17 protein-coding genes are annotated in these 24,207 nt (G+C 60.6%); 5 read left to right on the top strand and 12 right to left on the bottom strand.

The genetic code is table 11. The features are described from left to right. Positions 1–150: 150 nt before the first annotated feature. From CFBP5499_RS23895 to CFBP5499_RS23825, 12 genes are all read right to left on the bottom strand, one after another. A complete protein-coding gene (locus CFBP5499_RS23895; protein WP_175416873.1) occupies positions 151–2,394 on the bottom strand; it encodes a bifunctional diguanylate cyclase/phosphodiesterase in 2,244 nt (747 codons plus the stop codon). Between the two features lie 195 nt (positions 2,395–2,589). After that, on the bottom strand, positions 2,590–3,369 hold the full coding sequence (locus CFBP5499_RS23890; protein ID WP_080827820.1) for a MetQ/NlpA family ABC transporter substrate-binding protein: 780 nt from the start codon (positions 3,367–3,369) through the stop codon (positions 2,590–2,592). Positions 3,370–3,402: 33 nt separating this feature from the next. Beyond that, positions 3,403–4,071, bottom strand: coding sequence for a methionine ABC transporter permease (locus CFBP5499_RS23885; RefSeq protein WP_010973896.1), 669 nt, complete (start codon positions 4,069–4,071; stop codon positions 3,403–3,405). Continuing rightward, positions 4,061–5,176 (bottom strand): methionine ABC transporter ATP-binding protein, encoded by a 1,116-nt coding sequence (locus tag CFBP5499_RS23880; protein ID WP_175416872.1) that lies wholly within the window; start codon positions 5,174–5,176, stop codon positions 4,061–4,063. The genes CFBP5499_RS23885 and CFBP5499_RS23880 overlap by 11 nt, the downstream gene beginning before the upstream one ends. Before the next feature lie 293 nt (positions 5,177–5,469). Then, a complete protein-coding gene (locus tag CFBP5499_RS23875; RefSeq protein WP_080827822.1) occupies positions 5,470–6,099 on the bottom strand; it encodes an NAD(P)H-dependent oxidoreductase in 630 nt (209 codons plus the stop codon). A 286-nt stretch (positions 6,100–6,385) separates the two neighbouring features. Next, entirely contained in the window at positions 6,386–7,540 is a 1,155-nt protein-coding gene (locus CFBP5499_RS23870; protein ID WP_080824456.1) for an IS4 family transposase, read from the bottom strand. Positions 7,541–7,671: 131 nt separating this feature from the next. After that, positions 7,672–9,051: a GH1 family beta-glucosidase gene (locus tag CFBP5499_RS23865; protein WP_080827823.1), complete on the bottom strand. Its 1,380-nt coding sequence runs from the start codon at positions 9,049–9,051 to the stop codon at positions 7,672–7,674. Between the two features lie 802 nt (positions 9,052–9,853). After that, the gene (xylA, locus tag CFBP5499_RS23850) at positions 9,854–11,164 is read right to left on the bottom strand and encodes a xylose isomerase (protein WP_080827824.1); all 1,311 of its coding nucleotides are present in this window, start codon (positions 11,162–11,164) and stop codon (positions 9,854–9,856) included. A 237-nt stretch (positions 11,165–11,401) separates the two neighbouring features. Further along, positions 11,402–12,856 (bottom strand): xylulokinase, encoded by a 1,455-nt coding sequence (gene xylB, locus CFBP5499_RS23840; RefSeq protein WP_080827825.1) that lies wholly within the window; start codon positions 12,854–12,856, stop codon positions 11,402–11,404. Between the two features lie 47 nt (positions 12,857–12,903). After that, complete coding sequence (locus CFBP5499_RS23835; RefSeq protein ID WP_080827826.1) at positions 12,904–13,926, bottom strand: LacI family DNA-binding transcriptional regulator; 1,023 nt, start codon at positions 13,924–13,926, stop codon at positions 12,904–12,906. 231 nt (positions 13,927–14,157) lie between these two features. After that, a complete protein-coding gene (locus CFBP5499_RS23830) occupies positions 14,158–15,741 on the bottom strand; it encodes a DHA2 family efflux MFS transporter permease subunit (protein WP_080827827.1) in 1,584 nt (527 codons plus the stop codon). A 21-nt stretch (positions 15,742–15,762) separates the two neighbouring features. Then, positions 15,763–16,980 (bottom strand): HlyD family secretion protein, encoded by a 1,218-nt coding sequence (locus CFBP5499_RS23825; RefSeq protein WP_080827828.1) that lies wholly within the window; start codon positions 16,978–16,980, stop codon positions 15,763–15,765. 160 nt (positions 16,981–17,140) lie between these two features. Between CFBP5499_RS23825 and CFBP5499_RS23820 the strand changes: the two genes are divergently transcribed. The 5 genes from CFBP5499_RS23820 (at position 17,141) to lysS (ending at position 24,162) form a co-directional block, all read left to right on the top strand. Then, on the top strand, positions 17,141–17,827 hold the full coding sequence (locus tag CFBP5499_RS23820) for a TetR/AcrR family transcriptional regulator (RefSeq protein WP_080827829.1): 687 nt from the start codon (positions 17,141–17,143) through the stop codon (positions 17,825–17,827). A gap of 181 nt (positions 17,828–18,008) precedes the next feature. Continuing rightward, a complete protein-coding gene (locus CFBP5499_RS23815) occupies positions 18,009–18,767 on the top strand; it encodes a TerC family protein (protein WP_080827830.1) in 759 nt (252 codons plus the stop codon). A gap of 242 nt (positions 18,768–19,009) precedes the next feature. Continuing rightward, complete coding sequence (locus CFBP5499_RS23810; protein WP_080827831.1) at positions 19,010–20,782, top strand: SLC13 family permease; 1,773 nt, start codon at positions 19,010–19,012, stop codon at positions 20,780–20,782. Positions 20,783–20,993: 211 nt separating this feature from the next. Continuing rightward, positions 20,994–22,451, top strand: a complete 1,458-nt coding sequence (gene gltX / locus CFBP5499_RS23805; protein WP_080830107.1) for a glutamate--tRNA ligase — start codon at positions 20,994–20,996, stop codon at positions 22,449–22,451. 211 nt (positions 22,452–22,662) lie between these two features. Continuing rightward, on the top strand, positions 22,663–24,162 hold the full coding sequence (lysS, locus tag CFBP5499_RS23795) for a lysine--tRNA ligase (RefSeq protein WP_080827832.1): 1,500 nt from the start codon (positions 22,663–22,665) through the stop codon (positions 24,160–24,162). The last annotated feature ends 45 nt before the right edge of the window (positions 24,163–24,207 follow it).

The raw sequence follows: 24,207 nt of genomic DNA, 5'->3' as shown, positions 1-24,207 counted from the left end.
GCCGAGGCTCTCGCCATTCTATCCTCCGTCATGCCGGACTAGATCCGGTATCCAGCCACGGCGCGTCCGCGCCGTGAGAAGAGTCTTCGCAATCGAGGACTTGATCGCACTGGACCCCGAACTAGTCCGGGGCGAAGGGGTTCACATCACTCAAGCCCCTGCCCGCAGCGCAAAGAGCGGTGCATCCTGCCCATCCAGCATGGCAGTGATATCTTCGGCAGCAACCGGCCTGGAGAACAGGTAACCCTGCAATTCATCGCAGCCGCACAGATGCAGGATGGCCGCCTGCTCTTCGGTTTCGATGCCTTCGGCCGTCACCGGAATATCGAGCGATTTCGCCAGCGCCACGGTGGCCTGCAGCATTTCCAGCGACCGGCCGCCCTGATCGAGCGCCATGACCAGCGAGCGGTCGATCTTCATGCGGTCGAAACCGAAGCGGCGCAGATAACCGACGCTCGCAAAACCGGCGCCGAAATCATCGAGCGCTATATGCAGGCCGAGCTGTTTCAGCTTGTCGATCGCCGCACTTGCGCGCTCCGGATGCTGGATGAAATACCCCTCCGTCATCTCCAGCCGCAGCCTTTCAGACGGCGTCTGCGTCGCGTCTAAAATATCCGCGACATGGCCGGAAAAGGCTGGATTGCGGAACTGCACGGGGGAAATATTCACCGATAGCTTGATGGAGGGCCATTGCCGTGCGGTCTCGCAGGCCTTGCGCAGAACCAGAAGGCCGAGCCGGTCGATCAGACCGCTGGTCTCGGCGGCGGCAATGAAAATATCCGGCGGCACGAAGCCATAACCCGGCCGCTGCCATCGGGCCAGCGCCTCCACGCCGGTAATGCAGCGCGTGGCGGCGTTGACGACCGGCTGGTAAACCACCTGTATCTCGTCGTTGAGAATTGCGGCGCGCAGATCCGCTTCCAGCTGTAATTTTTCCTCACGCAGCGCATCCATCTTCAGCTCATAGGAGACGTAGCGCCCGCGTCCGTTCTCCTTGGCCTGATACATGGCCATATCGGCACGGCGCAACAGCTCCTCGCCATTGATATCGCCGGCGCGGGAAACGGACGTCCCGATGCTGCAGCCGATGCTCGCCACCCTCTCGCCAATGCTGAAAGGCTCGGTGAAGAGTTCGAGAAGCGCCAGACACAGCTTGCGGCCTTCCGCCCAGACATCGTTGCCCTGAATGGCGATGGCGAATTCATCGCCGCCGAGACGTGCCAGCACCGCACCCTCGGGCACCAGCACCCGCAGCGCCGCCGCCACGCCCTTGATCAGCCGGTCGCCGGCGGCATGGCCATAGGAATCATTGATTTCCTTGAAGCCATCGAGATCGAGATAAAGCAGCTTGATATCCGTCTTGTCGTGGCGGGCCTTGCCGACCATGCGGTTCAGGCGGGCAAACAGCCCGGCGCGGTTGTCGAGCCCGCTCAACCGGTCGCGCAGCGCCTCTTCCCGTGCCGCCGCCTCATCCGCCTTCAGCCGGTCGAGCGTAGCCGAGCCGATGATGAGAAGCACCAGGAAAAACGTGCCGGCAATGCCGAGCGCGGTGAAGACCACCGGCCGCGCCTCATGAAAACTGACATCCCCCGGCAGATGCGAACGCCAGACGAGCCGTGCCAGCACCTGCCCCAGCGGATTGACGATATCCACATGGTTGGCGGCAGGTCCGTCGCCATATTGAAGTTCCAGTCCCTCGACGACGTAATTGCGGGCGAGCTTATCCACCGTCGCCTGTTTGAGGTGACGGGCGAAGATCAGATAACGACGCTCAGCGCTATCCGTGGCCAACGCGCCGGATTTGAGCCGCACAAGCGCGACACCGGCAGCGGCGATGCCGTCTTCGGTTTTGACGAAACCGGTCACCTGCGAGGTAATGCCCGGACGCATGGCCTGCACTCGTTCGATCATCTCCTTCAGGCCAGCGGCAAAATAGCTGTCATAGGCCCATTTGGCCGGTTTGCCGTCCTGATAGGCCATGCGGACGCTGCCGTTCTCATCGACAATGACGGCCGTATCGAAAAGATCGCTATTGACCGTCATCTCGCCGTAATTGCTGGCCACCCAGTCGAAGCGATCAGGAGCATAGACGTACTCGGCGGCGTCGTCCCAGGCGGCGTAGTCGTTGAGCGTGGCGCCAAGCTGTTCGCGGAAGGTGACGAGAGCACCCGCCGTCGTCTCGCGTGAGCGGGCATTGTCGAGCAGATTGGCCTTTTCGCGGACCTGGCTGAGAGCGGAGAGGACGAGCGCGGTGACGATGAGAAGCACCAGCGCGAAGGTGGACAATACGACGCCGACGGCGGTTCTGCGCCCGACCGGCAAATAGTCCCCAATGTTGCGCGGCGCAATCCGCATAAAATCCCCTTTGAAAGCATCATCTTGCGAAGGAAACATTCAAAAGGCGTTAAACTGCCTTGGAGCGACGCCCCAAAAAACAACGGGTATAAACCGATAGTCCGGGCAAGTGACTGAAAAATCCTTCCCTAAAATGGCGGGGGTTTTCATGGAAAGCGGCTTATCGCCTTTCCCTAAACAAAAAACCTCCCCCGCGAACGGGAGAGGTCCTCATTTCCACAATGTGGCAGTTTCTTACCAGGACGGGATGACCGTGCCGTTGTACTTTTCCAGAATGAAGGCCTTCACTTCCGGGCTCTGGTAGGATTCGACCAGAGTCTTCACCCAGGGCTTGTCCTTGTCCTGTGCACGAACGGCGATGACATTCGCATAAGGGGACTTTTCGCTTTCGATGGCGATGGAGTCTTTCTTGGGGTTCAGGCCGGCAGCCGTCGCATAGTTGGTGTTGATGACCGAAGCGTCGGTGTCATCAAGCGAGCGCGGCAGCTGGGCGGCGTCAAGCTCGACGATCTGGATGTTCTTCGGGTTTTCGGTGATGTCGGCAGGCGTTACCTTAAGGCCGGCTTCTTCCTTGACCTTCAAAACGCCCTTGGAGGCGAGCACCAGCAGCGCACGGCCGCCATTGGTCGGGTCGTTCGGAATGCCGATCGTCGCGCCGTCCTTCAGCTCGTCAAGGCTCTTCACCTTTTTCGAATAAACGCCCATCGGGGTGGTGATGGTGGTGCCGACGCTGACGAGATCGAACTTGCGGTCGGCGATCTGGTTGTCGAGGTAAGGCTGGTGCTGGAAGGAATTGGCCTGCAGCTCGCCATCATTCAGCGCCTGGTTCGGCACGACATAGTCGGAGAATTCGATGATATCGATATCCAGACCCTTGGCGGCCGCGATCTTCTTCACCTGTTCCATGATCTGCGCATGCTCGGCGGGGGTTACGCCGATCTTGATCGTCTCTGCCAGCGCCTGACCGGCGGTGAAGAGAGCGGCGAGCGAAGCCGCGAGAATGAGTTTTTTCATGGGTGTCTCCTTGGGTTGTTATTATAAATGCAGTTAATTCTTGCGGGTCCGCTTGTCGAAGCTGCGCGCCAGCCGGTCGCCGGCGCTCTGCACCAGCTGCACCAGCACGATCAGCACCAGAACCACGGCCAGCATCACGTCAGGCATGAAGCGCTGGTAACCGTAGCGGATGCCGAGATCGCCCAGCCCGCCGCCGCCGACCGCGCCGACCATGGCCGAATAACCGATGAGGCTGACCAGCGTGAGGGTGAGCGCCAGCGTGATGCCGGGCTTGGCTTCAGCGAGCAGCACCTTGGTGACGATCTGCAACGGTGTCGCGCCCATCGCGCGGGCGGCCTCGATCAGGCCCTTGTCCACCTCGCGGATCGCCGCTTCCACCAGCCGCGCGATGAAGGGCACGGTCGCGACCGTCAGCGGCACGATGGCCGCACTGGTGCCGATGGACGTGCCGGCAACCAGCCGGGTGAAGGGAATGATCGCCACGACGAGGATGATGAAAGGTGTGGAGCGCGCGGCGTTCACGATGAGGCCGAGGATGCGGTTGGTCATTGGTGCGGGAAACAATTCGCCCTTGCCGCTGGTGGCAAGGAAAACGCCCATCGGCACGCCGATGATGGACCCAACGATGCCGGCGACCGCAACCATGTGCAGGGTCTGCCAAAGGCCCTTGAAAAGAAGGTTGAAGATCATATCAGGCGACATAACCAAGCACCTCCGTGTGAAGACCGGTTTCCGCATAAAAGCGGTTGGCGCGGGCGGTGACCTCAGCCGAGGCGGGATAGGAGACCACGAGCGAACCGAAGGGTTCGCCGGAAATTTCCTCGATGGTGCCGGCAAGGATGTTCACGTCAGGGCCGATTTCAGCAACGAGACGGGCCGTCAGCGGCTGGAAGGCCGTCTCGCCAAAGAAGACCAGACGCACCAGAACGCGGTCGCCTTCCGCCGCCTGCGGCTTCAGCCCCGAGGTGACCCAGTGCGGCAGCTTCACGCCGACAGAGGACGACAGCAGGCTGCGGGTCGTCTCGTGTTTCGGCGCGGTGAAGATGTCGAAGGTCGTGCCTTCCTCAACGATCAAGCCCCTGTCGATGACAGCCACCTGCGAGGCGATGGTTTTCACCACTTCCATCTCATGGGTGATGAGCAGCACCGTCAGGCCGAGTTCGGCATTAATCCGCTTCAGCAGTTCGAGAATGGATTGCGTCGTTTCCGGATCGAGCGCTGATGTCGCCTCGTCGGAGAGGAGCAGCTTCGGCTGCGTCGCGAGCGCGCGGGCAATGCCGACGCGTTGCTTCTGACCGCCTGAAAGTTCAGCCGGATAACGCTTCGCCTTGTCCGAAAGGCCGACGAGATCGAGCAGCGGCGCGACGCGCGTTTCGATCTCCTTCTTGCCCATGCCTGATATTTCGAGCGGCAGGGCCACATTGTCGAAAGCGGTGCGCGAGGACAGGAGATTGAAGTGCTGGAAGATCATGCCGACGGAACGGCGCAGCGTGCGCAGGCTCTTTTCATCAAGCGCCGCGACATCGACGCCATCGACGACCACACGGCCGGCCGAGGGCTTTTCAAGGCCGTTGGCGAGGCGGATGAGCGTGGATTTGCCCGCGCCTGAGCGTCCGATGATACCGGTGATGGAGCCTTTCGGCACGGTGTAGTCGATACCGGCAAGGGCTGCGAAGCCGGGCTTGCCGTCGGCGCCTCCAAAGGTCTTGGTCACGCCTTCAAACGTGACCATCGGCTCCTTTGCCGCCCCTTGCGGGACTGCCTGTTCTGGGCGCGCGGGCGAGGCCGCACTGGATGGAAAACTCATTGTGAACTCTGGGAATGCGTGACGGATCGGGTCTCAAAAAATCCTGTTGCGGTGCTGAACCGCTCTCTTCATGCAGCCTTCGGGCACATTCGATGACAGCTGATTTTCCGGGTCATTTCGTCAGGCTTTCACTCAGAAATGCCGGGGATCGGCAATTCGATGGCGCATACTTGCCCGCACACGCCACCTTTTAACAGGGATGTTTTTTCAATTATCTGAAAACAGAGAAAAAATCTACCGCAAAGCCGCGCAAGCGGCCCTGCGGCAGTAACACTTTTGCGAATAATCTGAAATCAGACGCGGCTGACGAATTCATCTGCCGGGCGGCGCACCTTCTTGAGGTTCACCAGCCAGTCGCCTTCCGGCTGACGATACCCGAGCGGCAGGATGGTGACGGAGCGCAGGCCCTTCTCACGCAGGCCGAGAATCTCGTCGAGCTTGGCAGGATCAAAACCTTCCATCGGGGTGGAATCCACACCCTCGAAGGCGGCCTGGGCCACGGCCATGCCGAAGCCGATATAGGCCTGACGGGCAGCATGTTCGAAATTCACCTGCTCGTCGCGCTGCGGATAGGTGGACAGCAGCATCTGGCGATAGGCTTCCCAGCCTTCATTCTTGATGCCGCGCTCTTCATTGACCAGATCGAACATGTGGTTGATCCGCTCTTGCGTGTAATTGTCCCACGCCGCAAAGACCAGCAGATGCGAACCATCGGTCACCTGCGCCTGGTTCCAGGCGATCTCGCGGATTTTTGCGCGCACTTCAGGATCGGTGACGACGATCACTTCGAAGGGCTGCAGGCCGCTGGAGGTGGGGGCAAGCCGCGCCGCCTCGACAATGCGCTCGACCTTGTCTTCCGAGACCGGCTTGGAAGGATCCATTTTCTTGGTGGCGTAACGCCAGTTGAGTTTTTCGATAAGCATCTTCGTTTTCCCTGGGAGGACCAGCCCGCCCTGCCCCTTGACCGGCAGAAACGGACGCTACGCTTCGCAGCCCGTCTCACATAGGAGACGGGACGGCGCGTGCAAGCAGGCACCGCCGGGTAACCGATAAAAAAGTTTGGAAAACTGATAATAAGGAGATAGAACTTTATTGCGTGAGCGCCTTGCATCCTCTCAACGTCATCCTCGGCCCTGTGCCGAGGATCTAATCACGTTGAATAAAATCAGCAGGCAGCAGATCCTCGGGACAAGCCCACTGCTGTCCGGTTTAAATTTCCATTCCGAGAAGTGTCATCTGTCTTGGATCGGCGGTTTTCGCTGGTGGCGGCCTTGTGAGGCTGTCGGTTCTTCGGCGATGCATAAGATTGGCGCGCACCAGGCGTGCGAATGCCAGTGGGCTTTGGACGAGTTTCTGGTCTGCCTGCGCCATGCGCAACAATAGATAGGCGATGAGCGCCACGGCGATCTGAATGCGCACGGCGTTCTCGCTGTTGCCAAGGAAATGCCGAATCCTCAGCGTCTGCTTGACCCAGCGAAAGAACAGTTCGATCGCCCAGCGCCGTTTGTAGAGATCGGCGATCTCCTGTGCGGGCGCGTCGAGATCGTTGGTCAGCAGTCGCAGCACCTTGCCCGTCTGCGTCCTGACTGTGATCTCCCGCACGGGGTCGCCAAACCGATTGCGGCGGCTTGCCGCCATGCGGGCGGGCAGAAGCCCGATGCGATCGAAGAGGACGATGCCATCGCCGCTGACAGCTTGCTGGCTTGTTACGGTCAGCTTCGTATGGGACTTGAACCGCGTGACGATGCGGCAGCCGGCCTTGTCGAGCGCCGCCCACCAGCCGAAATCATAATAGCCAAGATCGAACACATAGGTCGCACCCGCCGCGATCGGCATGGCCTTGGCGGCTGTGATGTCGTTGACATTGGCGGGCGTGACCGCCGCATAGATCGGTCGCTCGGCATCGGCGTCGTAGACGACGTGAACCTTGGCGCCGCAGGCCTGATGGGAAAACCGTGCCCAGTCGCACCCGGCTCCGCTCAGCCGAACGCCGGTCGCGTCGATGAGATAGGTGGCCTCCGACACCGACCGGCGCAACCCGCGGCCCGCGCGGGCGACCATCTCGCGAAACAGACCGGCAAAGACCTCGCTTGAGCGCCGTGCATTGGCATCGCACAGCGTCGAGCGCGACACCGGCCTTGCACCGACGTGATAAAGCCGCGCGGCATGGCTTTCGAGGCCGCCGACGATCTCGCGCAGACTGACGGCTCCGGACAACTGGCCGTAAAGCAGGGCGATGAACTGGCTCTTCGTTGACAGCCGGCGCACATGCTTGTCGGCGCCATGCTCATCCACAAGCCTGTCGAACCTGCTCCACGCCACCCGCTTCAACAGATCGTGGAATACGCTATTGTAGTGCCGCACGGTGTTTTTCCTGTTCGTGTCCGAGATCGTCGCCAAACGTTCGAATACGAGTAGAATCAACACCGTGCGCCATGTCTACAAATTTAAACCGGACAGCAGTGGGACAAGCCCGAGGATGACGGTGGAGAGTATCACCCCTTCATCACCCCATGGTTGCCCTTCGGAAAGCCCGAAGCCAGCGCGCTGTACCACTTCCCGCTGTTCTTCAGTGTACGTACCTGCGTGTCATAATCCACATGCACCAGACCGAAGCGCATGCGATAGCCCTCGGCCCATTCGAAATTATCCATCAGGCTCCAGGCGAAATAACCGCGCATCGGATAACCGTCGCGGATGAGATCGGCGACGATGCCGAGATGTTCGGCGTAATAGTCGAGACGCGGCTGGTCATCCACTTCGCCGTTTTCGACGCCCATATTATAGCAGGCGCCGTTTTCGGTGATGTAGCATTCCGGCAGGTCGTAACGTTTGTAGAGTGTCTCCACCAGCGACTGGAGCGCCGGGGCGTAAACCTCCCAGCCGATATCGGTTTTCACATCGCTGACGGCCGGGGCCAGTGCGGTGGCGGGAAACTCCGCATCCGGCGTCGCATCGTCCGCAACGCGCATCGGCGTGTAATAATTCAGACCCCACCAGTCGAGCTTCTGGCTGATGATGGCGAGGTCTTCCGCCTCCACGACAGGCATGCGATCACCGAGCGCTTCCATCATTTCAGCCGGATATTCGCCCTTGAAGACCGGATCGAAAAACGCACCGTTGTGGAACTGGAATGCCCGCTCAGTGGCCTTGAGATCGGCCTCGCTGTCGGAAGCCGGGATGACGGAATGGGCATTCAGCACCAGTCCCACCGGCACTTTCGGCGCGACATGGCGGGATGCCTCGACACCGAAACCATGGGCGAGATTGATGTGGTGCATGGCGGCAAGGGCCGCTTCCATGTTGCGCTCGCCCGGCGCGTGAATGCCGTAGAGGTGGCTCAACCACACCGCACACCAGGGTTCGTTGAAGGTCGCCACCGCATCCAGCCGGTCACCGAGGCGGGCCATGACGGTTTTCGCATAACGCTGGAAGGCGTGCGCGGTGGAGCGCGAGGCCCAGCCGCCGTCGCCCATCAGGGTCAGCGGCAAATCCCAATGGTAGAGTGTCGCATAGGTCTTGATGCCGCGCGCCTTGCAGCCATCAACGAGGCGGTCGTAGAAATCCAGACCCTTTTCGTTGATCGGCCCGAAACCATCGGGAATGATGCGCGGCCAGGCGATGGAGAAACGATAGGCCTCGACACCCATCTCCTTGATGAGATCGAGGTCATCCTCCCAGCGATTGTAATGATCGCAGGCGATATCGCCATTGTGTCGCCCGAAGACATGGCCCGGCATGTTGCAGAAGGCATCCCAGATGGAGGGCTTGCGGCCATCGGCCTTGGTTGCGCCCTCGATCTGGAACGAGGCGGTCGCAACGCCGAACAGGAAATCACCGGGGAAACGGGCAGCAAGCGCTTGGGGATCGGTCATCTGAGAGCCTTTCTATCCATCGAGCGTAAAAAGATCAGCAGCGGTTTAGACCATGTCGTCTGCGAGGTACAGCCGCGCTGGCAAAATCTACAACGTTTCAGGATGCGCGGTTAACAAGTCCAAAGCGCTTTGCATACACAAATGCCGCCGCAGCGGTTTAGCCGGCGGCGCAAGGCATCAGCCCGGCGAATGCGGATGGAGTGGGTAAGTGGTGGAGGTTTGTTGCATTCACCGGGCCTCGTCATCAGTGCCGTGCCCTTCGGTCTTTTCACGGCATCTATCCGATCAGCCCTTCCCGCCTCTGGCCCGGCGGGATGCCTTTCGGAAACACGGTTTGCCAGAACCATGCTTGTCGATACCGGCCTCCGGTTCGCAAAGGGCGCCGCGCGTATCGCCCTTCCGTTCCGGTTGCGGGAAGAATGATGCGGCCAAATGGGCTGACGGGGATGAGTGGGGACGTATTTTTCGGGAAGTTGCTGAAAAGCAAGGAGGGGTGGCGCGGAATTATCCTCACCTGTGAAAGCCTGACAGGGAGCGAGCCGCCTTATCCGGCGTGCGACCTTCTTCATCTCGCTATGGAATGGTATCTGCAGCATCAGGGCAGGAGACCGAATGGGCGGCATCCTGCATATTCAACGTCATCCTCGGGCTTGTCCCGAGGATCCAACCACCTCTCAATCAATTGAGAGGTTGCAGATGCTCGGGACAGGCCCGAGCATGACGGAAGAACGGTTTCGCAACTTGAACCAGCCTGTGAATGGGGGAGGTTCCCCCATCCACTGTCTTTGAACGAACCGGTCCGTCAAACGTAACGATTGACCACGTTTTCGAGATATTCCTGGCGACCGGACTTCGGCTGGGGATTGATATCCTGGCGCTCGACAAGCGCTGCGATCTCTTCGAGCTTCAGCTCGCCGCGCAGCATCTTCTGCGCTTCGGCGGAATCCCACTTGGCGTAACGCTCGGAAAGCGGCTTGGAAAGCGCGCCGTCCTCGACCATCTTCGCCGCCGCCTTCAGGCCGCGGGCGCAGCAATCCATGCCACCGATATGGCCGATCAGCAGATCCTGCGGATCGAGCGACTGACGACGGAGCTTGGAATCGAAATTGGTACCGCCATTCTTGAAACCGCCACCGGCGAGAACATGGTAATAGGCGAGCGCCATTTCCGGCACGTTGTTGGGGAACTGGTCGGTATCCCAGCCGGACTGGTAATCGTTGCGGTTCATGTCGATGGAGCCGAAGATGCCGAAGGCATTGGCCATGGCCAGTTCATGCTCGAAGGAATGGCCGGCGAGGATGGCGTGGCCCTGCTCGATATTGACCTTCACTTCCTTTTCAAGACCGTTCTTCTGCAGGAAGGCATAAACGGTGGCGACGTCATAGTCATACTGGTGCTTGGTCGGCTCCTGCGGCTTCGGCTCGATCAGGATCGTGCCTTCAAAGCCGATCTTGTATTTGTACTCCACCACCAGATTGAGGAAGCGGCCGAGCTGGTCGAGTTCGCGCGACAGATCGGTGTTGAGCAGGGTCTCGTAACCTTCACGACCGCCCCACAGAACATAATTCGCGCCGCCGAGCTTCTTGGTGGCGTCCATGCAGGTCTTCACGGTCGCGGCGGAGAAGGCGAAGACGTCAGGGTCCGGATTGGTCGCGGCACCCGACATGAAGCGGCGGTTGGAGAAGAGGTTGGCCGTGCCCCAGAGAAGCTTCACGCCGGTATCGGCCTGCTTCTGGGCAAAATAATCAACGATCTCGTTGAGGTTCTTGGTGTTCTCGGCGAAGTTCCGGCCTTCCGGGCGCACATCCGCGTCATGGAAGCAATAAAACGGCGAACCGAGCAGCGAGAAGAATTCGAAAGCGACATCGGCCTTCAGCTTGGCAGCCTGCATCGTGTCTTCAAACCACGGGCGCTCAAAGGTCTGGCCGCCGAAGGGGTCACCGCCCGGCCAGGTGAAGGTGTGCCAATAGGCGACCGCAAAACGCAGGTGATCTTCCATGCGCTTGCCGGCGACGATCTCGTCGGGATTGTAATGGCGGAAGGCCAGCGGGTTGGTGCTGTCGGGGCCTTCATATTTGATCTTGGCGATATCGCCGAAGAAGCCTGTGGTCATTGGGTGGTTCCTCCTCTTGGGGTGGGTTGTGTGGTGTTTTGTATAGGTTGGAGGGTGTGGCTCACCCCCCTCTGTCCTGCCGGACATCTCCCCCTCAAGGGGGGAGATCGACAAGCGGCTACGTCTTGTCCTCACGCGAGGCTGAAGACGGAGCGAGAGGTAGCGTCCTGCTGATCTCCCCCCTTGAGGGGGAGATGCCCGGCAGGGCAGAGGGGGGTGAGCCGCACGCTCCGCGTCTCAATGCGAAAGCGCCCGAATAGCCGGATAAAGCGCATGATACCGCCGGTATGCCTCTTCATAAGCCCCAGCCAGATCAGCCACCGGCTCAATCGTCCGCGCCGTTTCCGGCTGCGAGCAAACCGCCACCGGATCAGCCCCGGTCGCGGCAATCAGGCCGAGACGCGCCGCACCGAAGGCCGCGCCGAAATCGCCCTCGGCGGGAATATCCACCGGCACGCCGAGCGAGGTGGCGATCGAAGCCAGCCAATAGGCCGAGCGCGAGCCGCCGCCGATGGCGGTGACGCGCGAAATCGAGGTGCCGGCAGATTTCAGCGCTTCGAGATTGTCCCTGATCGCAAAGGTAACACCTTCCAGCACGGCCTGGGTCAGCGCCTTGCGGTCGCTTTCATGCGAAAGACCTATGAAGGAGCCGCGGATGGCAGCGTCGTTGTGCGGGGTGCGCTCGCCGGAGAGATAGGGCGCGAAAGTGACGCCGGAGGGCGCAAGCAGCGTTTCGCCGAGTTCACCGGTCAGATCGGCGGCGGACTGGCCGGTGAGGCGCGAATACCAGTTCAGCGCATCCGTGGCGGAAAGGATGACGCCCATCTGGTGCCAAGTGTTGGGCAGAGCGTGGCAGAAGGCGTGCACAGCGCTTTCCGGCTTCGGCAGGTAGGTCGCATTGGCGGCGAAGAGCACGCCCGATGTGCCGAGCGACACGAAGGCATGGCCTTCCTTCACCGTGCCCATGCCGCAGGCCGACGCCGCATTGTCGCCCGCGCCGCCGGCGACGACGGCACGGCCGGAAATGCCCCATTCGCCGGCGAGTTCGGCGCGAAGAACGCCCGCCTCATCGGTGCCTTCCACCAGCAACGGCATGTGTTTTTCATCAAGCCCGGTGGCGGCAAGCAGTTCGGGTGACCATTTGCGCGCGCCGGTATCGAGCCAGGAGGTGCCGGCGGAATCAGACATTTCCGAGATATATTCGCCGGTCAGCCAAAGGCGGAGATAATCCTTCGGCAGCAGCACCTTGGCCACTTTCGCGAAGATTTCAGGTTCGTTCTTCGCCACCCAGGCAAGCTTCGGTGCGGTGAAACCGGGGAAGACGATATTGCCTGTGATCTTGCGGAAACGCGGATCGGCATCGAGCGCGGCGGCTTCGGCATGGGAGCGCGTGTCGTTCCACAGAATGCAGGGGCGCAGCACCTTGCCATCGGCATCAACAAGCGTCGCTCCGTGCATCTGGCCGGAAAGGCCGATGCCCTTCACGGCGGCAAGCTCTTTCGCAAACTTCTGCTTCAGGCCGGCAACGGCGGTTTTTGTCGCGGCGATCCAGTCCGCCGGGTCCTGTTCGGACCAGCCGTGATGCGGGCGCGAAACATCCAGCGAGCCGTTGGCCGAGCCGATGATTTTCTGATCGCCGTCCATCAGCAGGGCTTTGACGCCTGACGTGCCAAGATCGAGACCGAGATACATGTATTTCTCCATTCCGGCGCTCCATGCGCCACTTCCAGCCTATTTGCTCAAGGAAGATTGTCCCTGAGGAATATGTCGATACGGATACGTTCCTGCGCGGCGATAACGGGCAGGCCATCGGCGCGCGCCTTCAACACGCGGATGGCGCTGCGCACCTCGTGGCCGGCATCCTGGTTGAGCACGGCATCAAGCAGCCCTTCCCTCAGCGCACTGGCGGTGTTTTCCGTCAGCTCATGGGCGATGACCGAAAGCGCTCTTTCGCCATCTGCGGCCCCAAGCGCGCGAATGAGACCGCGATTACCGGCGCCGAGACTGTAGATGCCTGACAGTGAGGCATTGCCCAGCGCCTCGCGCACCAGCGTCTCGACGGTGAGCGGATCGTCCCTGCCCTCCAGCACCGGCAACAGCCGCACCTGCGGAAATTCGGTTTCGATGACGGCGCGAAATCCTTCCAGACGTTCACGATGGTCACGCACCAGCATGGAGCCGGCAACGACAGCGACATCGCCGCCGCGCCCGGAGAGGAAACGCCCCATCAGGCTCGCCGCCGTGCGCCCGGCCGCGACGTTGTCCACGCCGGCATAATGATCGCGCCGCGAACCGGAAAGATCGGAGACCAGCGTCACCGTGGCGATGCCATCTTCCGCCAGCCGGTCGGCGGCTTCGGCCACATCTTCAGAATCGGTGGCGACGAAGGCGACGCCGGATGGCTTTTCCCGTCGCGCAACCTCGAGAGCCTCGGTCAGCGCCGCGGCATTGAAGGGCGGCACCTCGATGACGCGGATGGCTGTGCGCTCCAGATGGGAGCGGCTGGCCGCAGCCCGCACCTCGGCGCGCAATGTCGCCATGAAGGAATTGTCATTGCCCGGCAGAATGAAAATCATGGAATAGTTGCGGCCCTTGGCCAGATTGGCGGCGGCGATATCGCGCACATAACCAAGCTCGGCAATGGCCGCTTCCACCCGCGCACGCGTGGCGGCATGCACGCCGGGGCGCATGTTCAGCACCCGGTCGATGGTGGCGAGACTGACGCCCGCGCGCTCGGCGATATCGTGAACTGTCGGCTTCATGGCTCCTCCCTCCCCTTTGCATATCCAGCTTTGCCGCCGCCGTAAATCAAAAAATGATGTACGTACCTCACATTTCACGGAAAGCCGGATGATGAATTGAGCGTGGCTCTTTTCACGCGTTGCGGCGGGAGAAGAAAGAGGCGGCCCTCCCGTTCCCTCCATATTCAAAACAAAAAAGGGGCCGTCATTTCCGACGGCCCCAGCTCTGCGGTGGATGGGAGGGGATTTTTATCAGTGCGCCGCGTCTGGCGGCGGCGCTGCCTTGGGTTTCTGGATCAGCACGGTCATGAAGATCAGGCTGGAGAACAAAATCGTCAGCGCGAAGAACACATCCGCGAAGGCCAATATCCAGGCCTGCTGCGAGACCATGCCGACCATTTTCTTGACCGCGACGGACGCGCCGTCCAGCCCGTAGGAATCGTAGTTGGCGCCTACACTGTTCAGCCATTCCAGCGCCTTCGGGTTGGAATAGCTGATATGTTCGGCCAGCCGCACATAATGGTCGTCCGTGCGCTGCGACAGCATGGTGTTGATGATGGCAAGACCGACCGCGCCGCCGAGGTTACGCGTGAGGTTGAACAGGCCGGACGCGTTGCGGATACGGGCCGGCGGCAGGGTGCCGAGCGCGATGTTGTTGATCGGCACCATGCACATCATCAGGCCGAAACCGCGCAGGATCTGCGGGATCAGCAGCTCGTAGAAATCCCAGTCGGTCGTGACATAGGTCATGATCCATGTGCCGCAGCCGAAGCTGATGAAGCCGATGGCCATCATCGCCCGCGGATCGAGCTTGGTGGAGACCTTGCCGGCGATCGGCGCGGTGAAGAACATCGCAAGACCTGAGACGAACATGGTCTCGCCGATCATCAGCGCATCATAACCCCTGACCCGGCCGAGATAGAGCGGATAGAGATAGGTCAGCCCGTAAAGCCCGATGCCCATAACGAAGGAAAACAGCGAGCCGATGGAGAAGTTGCGGTCCGCGAAGGCGCGAATATCCACCACGGGGAATTCCACCTTGAAGGCGCGCCAGAAGAACACCACAGCGCCGATGACCATGGCGACGGCGCCAAGGACGATATGTTCGTCGTTGAACCAGTCCTTGTTGTTGCCCTCTTCCAGCACATATTCCAGCGAGCCGAGGAAGACCGCCATGGAGATCAGACCCCACCAGTCGAACTTCTTCCACAGCGAACGCTCCGGCTTGTCGAAATCGATCAGGCTCCAGGTGAGGATGGTGACGATGATGCCGGGGATGATGTTGACGAGGAACAGCCAGTGCCAGGAAAACGCATTGGAGAGATAACCGCCGACCGTCGGGCCGATGGTGGGCGCAAGCGTGGCGACCAGACCGATGATCGGCGAGACGACCGAGCGCTTCGAGGGCGGGAAAATGGTGAAGGCGGCCGCGAAGACCGAAGGGATCATGCCGCCGCCGATAAAGCCCTGGATCGCGCGATAGACGATCATCTGGTCGATATTGGTGGCGGTGGCGCAGAGCGCGCTCGAAAGCGTGAAGCCGGCCGCACAGGTGGCAAACAGCACACGCGTGGAGAGGATGCGCGCCAGCGTGCCCGACAGCGGGATCATGATGACTTCGGCGATCAGATAGGAGGTCTGCACCCAGGCAATCTCGTCCGAGCCGGCACCGAGGCCAGCCTGGATTTCCGCAAGCGAGGCGGAGACGATCTGAATGTCGAGAATGGACATGAACATGCCGAAGACCATCGCGAAGAACGCGATGAGCCTGCGCCTGTCCATCGGGGGATCGGCGGGGATGGACGCCCCGCCCGTACCGACAACCGTAGCCGCCATGATCTTGCCCTCAACGAAGCCTTACTTGGCCTGCGGGTTAACTTGCGCCGTTTTGGTGGTTTCCGGTGCAGTCCGGGTATCGACATCGACGACGACGCTGAGGCCTGCGCGCAGATTGTGCTTTTCAAGGTCTTCCTTGGAGAAGACGATACGAACAGGCACGCGCTGGATGACCTTGGTGAAGTTGCCCGTGGCATTTTCCGGCGGCAGCATGGAGAAGACCGAACCCGAACCGGGCGAGATCGACTGCACGGTGCCCTCGATCGTCGCATCGTCGAAGGCGTCGACATGCACGCGCACCTTCGAGCCGGGCACGACGCGGGCAAGCTGCGTTTCCTTGAAATTGGCGTCGATATAAAGCTCGTTCATCGGCACCAGAGAAGCCAGACGCTTGCCGACAGACACCAGATCGCCGTTCTGCACCGCCAGATTACCGATGACGCCGTCATAAGGCGCTTTCAGAACCGTGAAGGAAAGGTCGCGGGCGGCCTTGTCACGGGAAAGCTGCAGCGAGCGGATGGTGCTTTCGGCTTCCTCGCGCTGGGCGCGCAGAAGTTCGACATTGGCCTTGGCCGAGGCGATGGCGGCATCACCGGCCACGACATTCGCCCTGGCCTGATCGAGCGCGACCTGCGCATTGTCGGAAGCGGCAACCGTGCCGACATCCTTGGCCTGCAACTCGCTGGCACGCTTCTGGGTGATTTCAGCACCGCGAAGCGCGGCATCCAGCGCGCCCTTCTGGGCAACGGCCTGTTCCTGTGCAGCCTCGCCGCCGATGATCTGCGCATCGATGCGCTTCAGCGACAGTTCCTCGGTGCGGATCTGGGCCTCGGCCTGATCGAGCGCGATGCGATAATCGCCATCGTCAAGCGTCACCATCGGGTCGCCCGCCTTGACTTCCTGGTTTTCGACCACGTTGACCTTGGCGACATAACCCGAGACCTTCGGCGCGATGACGGCGATATCACCTTCAATATAGGCGTCATCAGTCGATACCATGAAGCGGCCGTCGATCCACCAGTTGTAGCCATACCAGCCGGCACCGGCGAGAAGGGCGATCGCGAAGATCGGCAGAAGCGGCGAACGCTTCTTCGCCTTCGGTGCGGCAACGGTGGGAGCCGGGGCCGCCTGCTGCGGGGCGTCTGCCGGTTTTGCCGGGGAGGTCTCGGCCTTGGCGGAGATGTCCGCTTCTTCCGCATCGTTGACGGCGCGAACCGCGCTATTCTTCTGGGCCGACATGAGAGCTTACCGTGATAAATTGAAGAAAGTTTTTCGAACTGAACCGTTCGGTTCGATTGACATAATCTCTTTCCTGACACATATCAAGTGTTATCGAACTGATTGGTTCGACGTTCGGTTAATTTTTTTTACGTCATTACGATGCTAAGGGGCATCAGTGATGGCAGGCGAAGACAGGGATATGGAGACGGAAACGGAAACGGGCTGTCCGGGCAACACCGCCGGGCGTTTTGCGGCGGGCGAAGACCCAGCCAAGCGCGATCAGATTTTTGCCGGCGCCTGGCGTGTGTTCAAGCGCAAGGGCTTTGATGCCGCCAGCATGAACGACATCACGCGGGAAGCCGGCGTTTCCAAGGGAACGATCTACGTCTATTTCTCCAACAAGGAGGATTTGTTCGTCGCCCTCATCGACCAGCACCGGCAGGAATTCGCCGCCTCCATGCGAAACATTCTCGCCGGCACCGAGGAGGTACGCGACGGCCTCAGGCAGTTCGGCACGGCCTTCGCCAACAAGATGATTTGTTCCGACATGATCCCGGCCATGCGCTCGGTCATCGGCGTCATCGACCGCATGCCGAAGCTGGCGCAGCGTTTCTTCATCGCCGCACCCAATAACGTCCGCACCGTGCTTCAGGATTTCATCGAGCATCAGGTCGCGCTCGGCCATCTGAAGGTCGATGACGTTGAACTGGCCGCCCGGCAATATATCGAGCTTTCCACCGGCACCTTTTTCAAGCAGCGCCTGTTCGGCGAGATCGACGGCCCGGTTCCCGACGAGGAACTGGAACGGGTGATCGGCAGCGCCATCACTGTATTCATGGCCGCTTACGGAACCGACAAGGCCTGAAATCATTCAGCAACGTGGAGCCCGACCGGTAACGGAATGGCGCCCGATGCGCGGTTTGCGCGAAATTTCGATGAAATCTTGCCAAACACAGGAGCCATCTCCTTGTTTCTCGCGTATTGCGCTATAAATTCCACCCACCGAATATTCGGGTGGCCTTGTTGCTGAAAGGAAAAATTCCCTGATGGAGTCCGTTCTCCCGCTTCTGTCCGACCCCGCCGCCTGGGTGGCGCTTGTCACTCTGATCGTCATGGAGGTCGTGCTCGGCATCGACAACCTGATCTTCATCTCCATCCTCACCAACAAGCTGCCGCCGGAACAGCGAGAAAAAGCCCGCAAGATCGGCATCGGACTTGCGCTCATTATGCGCCTTGGCCTGCTCGGCACCGTGGCGTGGATCGTGCAGCTCACCACGCCGGTCTTCGAAGTCTTCGGCCATGCCTTCTCGTGGAAGGACATGATCCTCATCGCCGGCGGTCTCTTCCTGATGTGGAAGGCCACCAAGGAAATCCACCACAATGTCGATCCTGAAGACCACAAGGAAGACATGGTGGGCGGCCCGGCCGCGATGAATTTCGGCGCCGCCATCGGCCAGATCCTGCTGCTCGACCTCGTTTTCTCGGTGGACAGCATCATCACCGCCGTCGGCATGACCCCGCATCTGCCGATCATGATCGTCGCGGTCATCGTCGCCGTTGCCGTGATGCTGCTTGCAGCAACCCCGCTTGCCAACTTCATCGAGCGCAACCCGACTATCGTCATGCTGGCGCTCGCCTTCCTGATGATGATCGGTACGACGCTGATCGCCGAAGGCATGGGCTTCCATGTACCCAAGGGCTACGTCTATGCCGCCATGGCCTTTTCGGCACTAGTGGAACTGCTCAACATGCTGGCCCGCAATGCGCGCCGCCGTAAGAAGGCGGGCGCGGGCGAGGTTCACTGACTTAATTTTCTCCGTCATGCCGGACCTGATCCGGCATCCAGCCAGCCCAAGTCCTTGGGCTGGCAAGACTCCTCCCGCCGCGCAGACGCGCGTCGGCTGGATACCGGCTCAAGGCCGGTATGACGGAGGGATAGGAATGACGACCCTCCTCTGCGGAACCGCTTCACCCCACCTTGCGTTCTTCGATATCATCACCGATAGAGCCCTTTATCGGTGCCTCACCTTCGAAAGCATAAGCAAGCATGACGACCGACCAGATCCTCGCTTTCACCGTCATCGCCGGCATGATGGTTGCGTTCATCTGGGACAGGTTCCGTTACGACGTCATCGCCTGCAGCGCATTGCTGGTGGCCGTGGCGCTTGGTGTCGTGCCCTTTAACAAGGCTTTCTCCGGTTTTTCCGACGATATCGTGATCATCGTGGCCAGTGCGCTGATCGTCAGTTCGGCCGTGGCGCGGTCGGGCATCGTTGACATGACGATCAAGAAATATTTCCCGGAAATGCATTCCAAGAGCCTGCAGCTGGCCTTTCTGATGATCGTCGTTGCCATCATGTCGGCCTTCATCAAGAATATCGGCGCGCTCGCCATCATGATGCCGGTCGCCTTCCAGTTCGCCCGCAAGTCGGGCAGCCCCGTTTCTTATTATCTGATGCCGATGGCCTTTGCCGCGCTCTTGGGCGGGCTGATGACTCAGATCGGCACCTCGCCCAACATCGTCGTTTCCCGGCTGCGCGAGGAAATGACCGGGCAGAGCTTTTCCATGTTCGATTTCACCCCCGTCGGTGCCGGCCTGACGGTGATCGGCATCTTCTTCCTGACCTTCGGTTACCGGCTGCTGCCGGTGCGCAACCGTCAACAGGCATCCGTGGAGGATGCGCTCGACCAGGCGGCCTATACGGCGGAGGCGACGCTTCCGGCCGACAGCACCTTTGCAGACAGGCCGCTGCGCGAGCTTTTGAAACAGGCGGATGGCGACGTGATCGCCAGCACCATCCTGCGCGGGCCGAGACGCATCTCCCCCTTCCCCGACGTCAAGCTGAAGGCCGGCGACACCGTTCTGCTCGAGGGCAGCCCCGAGGGGCTGGACCGCATCGTCTCGCAGGCGAAGCTGCTTTTATCCGGCAAGCCGCTGATGGAGAATGGTCAGAAAACCGCCGATCTCATTTCCATGGAAGCGGTGATCAGCAATGAATCGGTGCTATCAGGTATTTCCGCGCGTGAGCTTTCCTTGTCCTATACGCGCGGCGTCAACCTCATCGCGGTCAGCCGTCGCGGCCAGCGTGTGAGCCAGCGGCTCTCTGACCTCACCTTGCAGGCGGGCGACGTCATTCTTTTGCAGGGCAGCCGCAAGAACCTGCCGCAGGTGCTGCAGGAATTTTCGCTGCTGCCGCTGGCGCAGCGGGAAATCCTGCTTGGCGTGCAGCGCCGCGCGCTTTTGCCCGTCTTCGTGCTGGCCGCCGCCATGCTGGCCGCCGGCAGCGGAGTGGTGCCGGTTTCAGTTGCTTTTTTCGCCGCCGCCTTCCTGATGATCATCGTCGGCGCGATACCGCTAACCGAAGTCTATAAATCGATCGACGGGCCGATCCTCGTCATGCTTGCCGCCCTTATTCCCGTCAGCGATTCACTTCGCACCAGCGGGGCCAGCGAACTGATCTCCGCCTGGCTCGGTAATGCGGCGCAGGGGCTGCCGCCTTTCGCAGCGCTCGGCATGATCCTGCTCACCGCCATGGCGGTGACGCCCTTCCTCAACAATGCCGCCACCGTGCTGGTCATGGCCCCCATCGCCGCCGGTTTCGCTACCACGCTCGGTTTCCGGCCGGAGGCCTTCCTGATGGCGGTGGCAATCGGTGCCGGCTGCGATTTCCTCACCCCCATCGGCCACCAGTGCAACACGCTGGTCATGGGCCCGGGCGGTTATCGTTTCAGCGACTATCCGCGTCTTGGCCTGCCGCTGTCGATCATGATCGTCATCGCCAGCATTCCCATGCTGCTTTACGTCTGGCCGGTGAACTGAGGCCGGGCGGCAGGACCGGACGACCCCTCGAGACTCCATATTTCCTTGACGCCTGCGGCAGAATATGGCCTAAGCCGAAGCCGAACGGGAATATGAAAAAGGCGCTTTCTTTTCGCCTTTCGACATGATGTCCTGCCGCATCCAAACGAAAACTCCGTGATATCAGGGTGAACCGTCCCGATGTCACTCCACGTCACGACGAGTGAATTTCATGACCACTTCCGGCGTTCGCGTCCGCATCGCACCTTCCCCCACCGGCGAGCCGCATGTCGGCACCGCTTATATCGCGCTGTTCAACTATCTCTTCGCCAAGAAACATGGCGGCGAGTTCATCCTGCGCATCGAGGATACCGACGCCACCCGCTCGACCCTTGAATATGAGCAGAAGGTGCTGGAGGCGCTGCGCTGGACCGGCCTCACCTGGTCGGAAGGCCCTGACGTCGGCGGCCCTTACGGCCCCTACCGCCAGTCCGAGCGCAAGGCCATGTACTGGCCATACGCCGAAGAGCTTCTGGAAAAAGGCCATGCCTTTCGCTGTTTCTGCACGCCGCAGCGTCTGGAAGACATGCGCGAAGCCCAGCGCGCCGCCGGCAAGCCGCCGAAATATGACGGCCTTTGCCTCCACCTGAAGGCAGAAGAAGTCACCGCCCGCGTTGCCGCCGGCGAGGCCAATGTCGTGCGCATGAAAATCCCGACCGAAGGTTCGTGCGATTTCCACGACGGCGTTTACGGCGATGTCTCGATCCCCTGGGATTCGGTTGACATGCAGGTGCTGATCAAGGCCGACGGCATGCCGACCTATCACATGGCCAACGTCATCGACGACCATCTGATGAAGATCAGCCATGTGGCGCGTGGCGAGGAATGGCTGGCCTCGGTGCCCAAGCACATCCTGCTTTACCGTTATTTCGGCTGGCAGGAGCCGGTGTTCATGCATCTTTCCCTGATGCGCAACGCCGACAAGTCGAAGCTTTCCAAGCGCAAGAACCCGACCTCGATCTCCTATTATTCCGCGCTCGGTTACCTGCCGGAAGCGTTGATGAACTTCCTCGGCCTGTTCTTCATCCAGATCGCCGAAGGTGAAGAGCTGCTGACCATGGACGAGCTGGCGGCAAAGTTCGATCCGGAAGCGCTTTCCAAGGCCGGCGCCATCTTCGACATCCAGAAGCTGGACTGGCTGAACGGCCGCTGGCTGCGTGAAAAGCTTTCGCCGGAGGAATTCATTTCCCGCACGCTGGAATGGGCGATGGAAAATTCCCGCCTGACCGAAGGCCTGAAGCTTTCGCAGAGCCGCATTTCCAAGCTCGGTGAATTGCCGAACCTCGCCGGCTTCCTCGTGTCGAGCGATGTTGGCCTGACTCCGGCTTCGTTTGCCGGTTTGAAAAGCAAACCGGAGGAAATCCACGAGATCCTCACCACGGTCGCCGCCGACCTCGAAAAAATGCCGGACTGGAATGTGGAAGCCATCGAAGCCGAGCTGCGCGATGTGGCTGAACGCACGGGCAAGAAGCTGCGCGTCGTGACCCCGCCGCTTTTCGTGGCGGTCTCCGGTTCATCGCGCTCGCTGCCGCTGTTTGACAGTATGGCGCTGCTTGGCCGCTCCGTGGTTCGCCAGCGACTGAAGGTGGCAATTGCCGTTGTGGCCACGATGGTTGGCAGCGGAAGCTGATAATTTGGTGTTGGCGGTCACGCCGGCATCCTAGAATACCCCCCTCTGCCCTGCCGGGCATCTCCCCCACAAGGGGGGAGATCGGATGCTGAACCCGCTCGTTCAATGGGCAAGGTGCCAGCCACTTGTCGATCTCCCCCCTTGTGGGGGAGATGCCCGGCAGGGCAGAGGGGGGTAACCGCAACGAACAAGCCCTCTGAAGGCGAACACAATGAACGACAAGACAACCGAAACCACCGCCCTTTCCTCCGACGCGACAGAAGTGCGCCGCCAGAAACTTGCGCTGCTGCGCGAGCAGATCGGCGACGTCTATCCGGCGCATTTCCACCGCACGCTGACCAATGCGGAGCTTTCGGAAAAATATGCCGAGATCGAAGCCGACGTCGAAACCGGCGATACGGTGACGGTGGCGGGCCGCGTTTATTCCTCGCGCAATTCCGGCATGTTCATGGATATCCATGACGCCTCGGGCAAGGTGCAGATATTCTCCCACAAGGATACGACGCCGGAAGCGGCGCGCAATCTTCTGCCGATGATCGATATTGGCGACATCATCGGCGTGACCGGCAAGGTGCGCCGCACCAAGCGCGGCGAGCTGACGATCAATGCCGAAGAAATCACCATGCTGACGAAGTCGCTGCTGCCGATGCCGGAAAAGTGGCATGGCGTCTCCGATATCGAACTGCGTTACCGCAAGCGCCACCTCGACATTCTCTCCAATGAGGACTCCAAGCTGCGCTTCCTGCAGCGCTCGAAAATCCTTTCCGGCATTCGCCGTTTCATGGAAGCCGAAGGCTTCCTCGAAGTGGAAACGCCGATGCTGCAGACCGTTTATGGCGGCGCGACAGCCGATCCGTTCAAGACCTTCCATAACACGCTGAAGATGGACATGTATCTGCGCATCGCGCCGGAACTGTTCCTGAAGCGCACGCTGGTATCAGGTCTTTCCGACAAGGTCTTCGAAATCAACCGCAACTTCCGCAACGAAGGCGTCTCTACCCGGCACAATCCTGAATTCACCATGATGGAGTGCTACTGGGCCTATGCCGACTACGAGGACATCATGGGTCTCGTGGAGCGGCTGTTCGAGACGCTGGCGATTGCCCTGCATGGCACCACCGAGGTGGAATTCCAGGGCCAGACGATCTCCTTCAAGGGTCCGTTCAAGCGCGTGCCGATGCCTGATGCTGTGAAGGAAGCAACCGGCATCGATTTCCTCGCCATCAAGACGGATGAGGAAGCCCGCGCCGCCGCCAAGGCCGCCGGTTTTGCCGTCGAGAAGGACTGGACCTGGGGCGAATGCCTTGCCTTCATCTTCGAAGAGAAGGTCGAAGGCACGCTGATCCAGCCGAGCCATGTGACGCATTTCCCCAAGGACATTTCGCCCTTCGCCAAGGAGGTGCCGGGTGAACCGCGCCTCGTCGAGCGTTTCGAAAGCTATTGCAACGCCTGGGAAGTGGGCAACGCCTTCTCCGAACTCAACGATCCGGAAGAGCAGCGCCGCCGCATGGTGGAACAGCTGGAACAGGCGCACGCCCGCGGCGAAAAGGACAAGCAGCTGGACGAGGAATTCCTCGACGCCATCGACCAGGGCATGCCGCCCGCCGGTGGTCTCGGCATTGGCGTCGATCGCCTGATCATGCTGCTCACCAACGCCCCGTCGATCCGCGACGTCATCCTCTTCCCGGCCCGCCGTAACAAGGCGGACTAAGTGGATCAAGCCAGGCGGCCAAATAAGCCGCCTGCTCTTGATGGA

Source organism: Agrobacterium tumefaciens (assembly GCF_005221325.1).
Lineage (GTDB): Bacteria > Pseudomonadota > Alphaproteobacteria > Rhizobiales > Rhizobiaceae > Agrobacterium.
The sequence above is the reverse complement of the archived record's forward strand: the minus strand, read 5'-3'. Positions and strand labels throughout refer to the sequence as shown.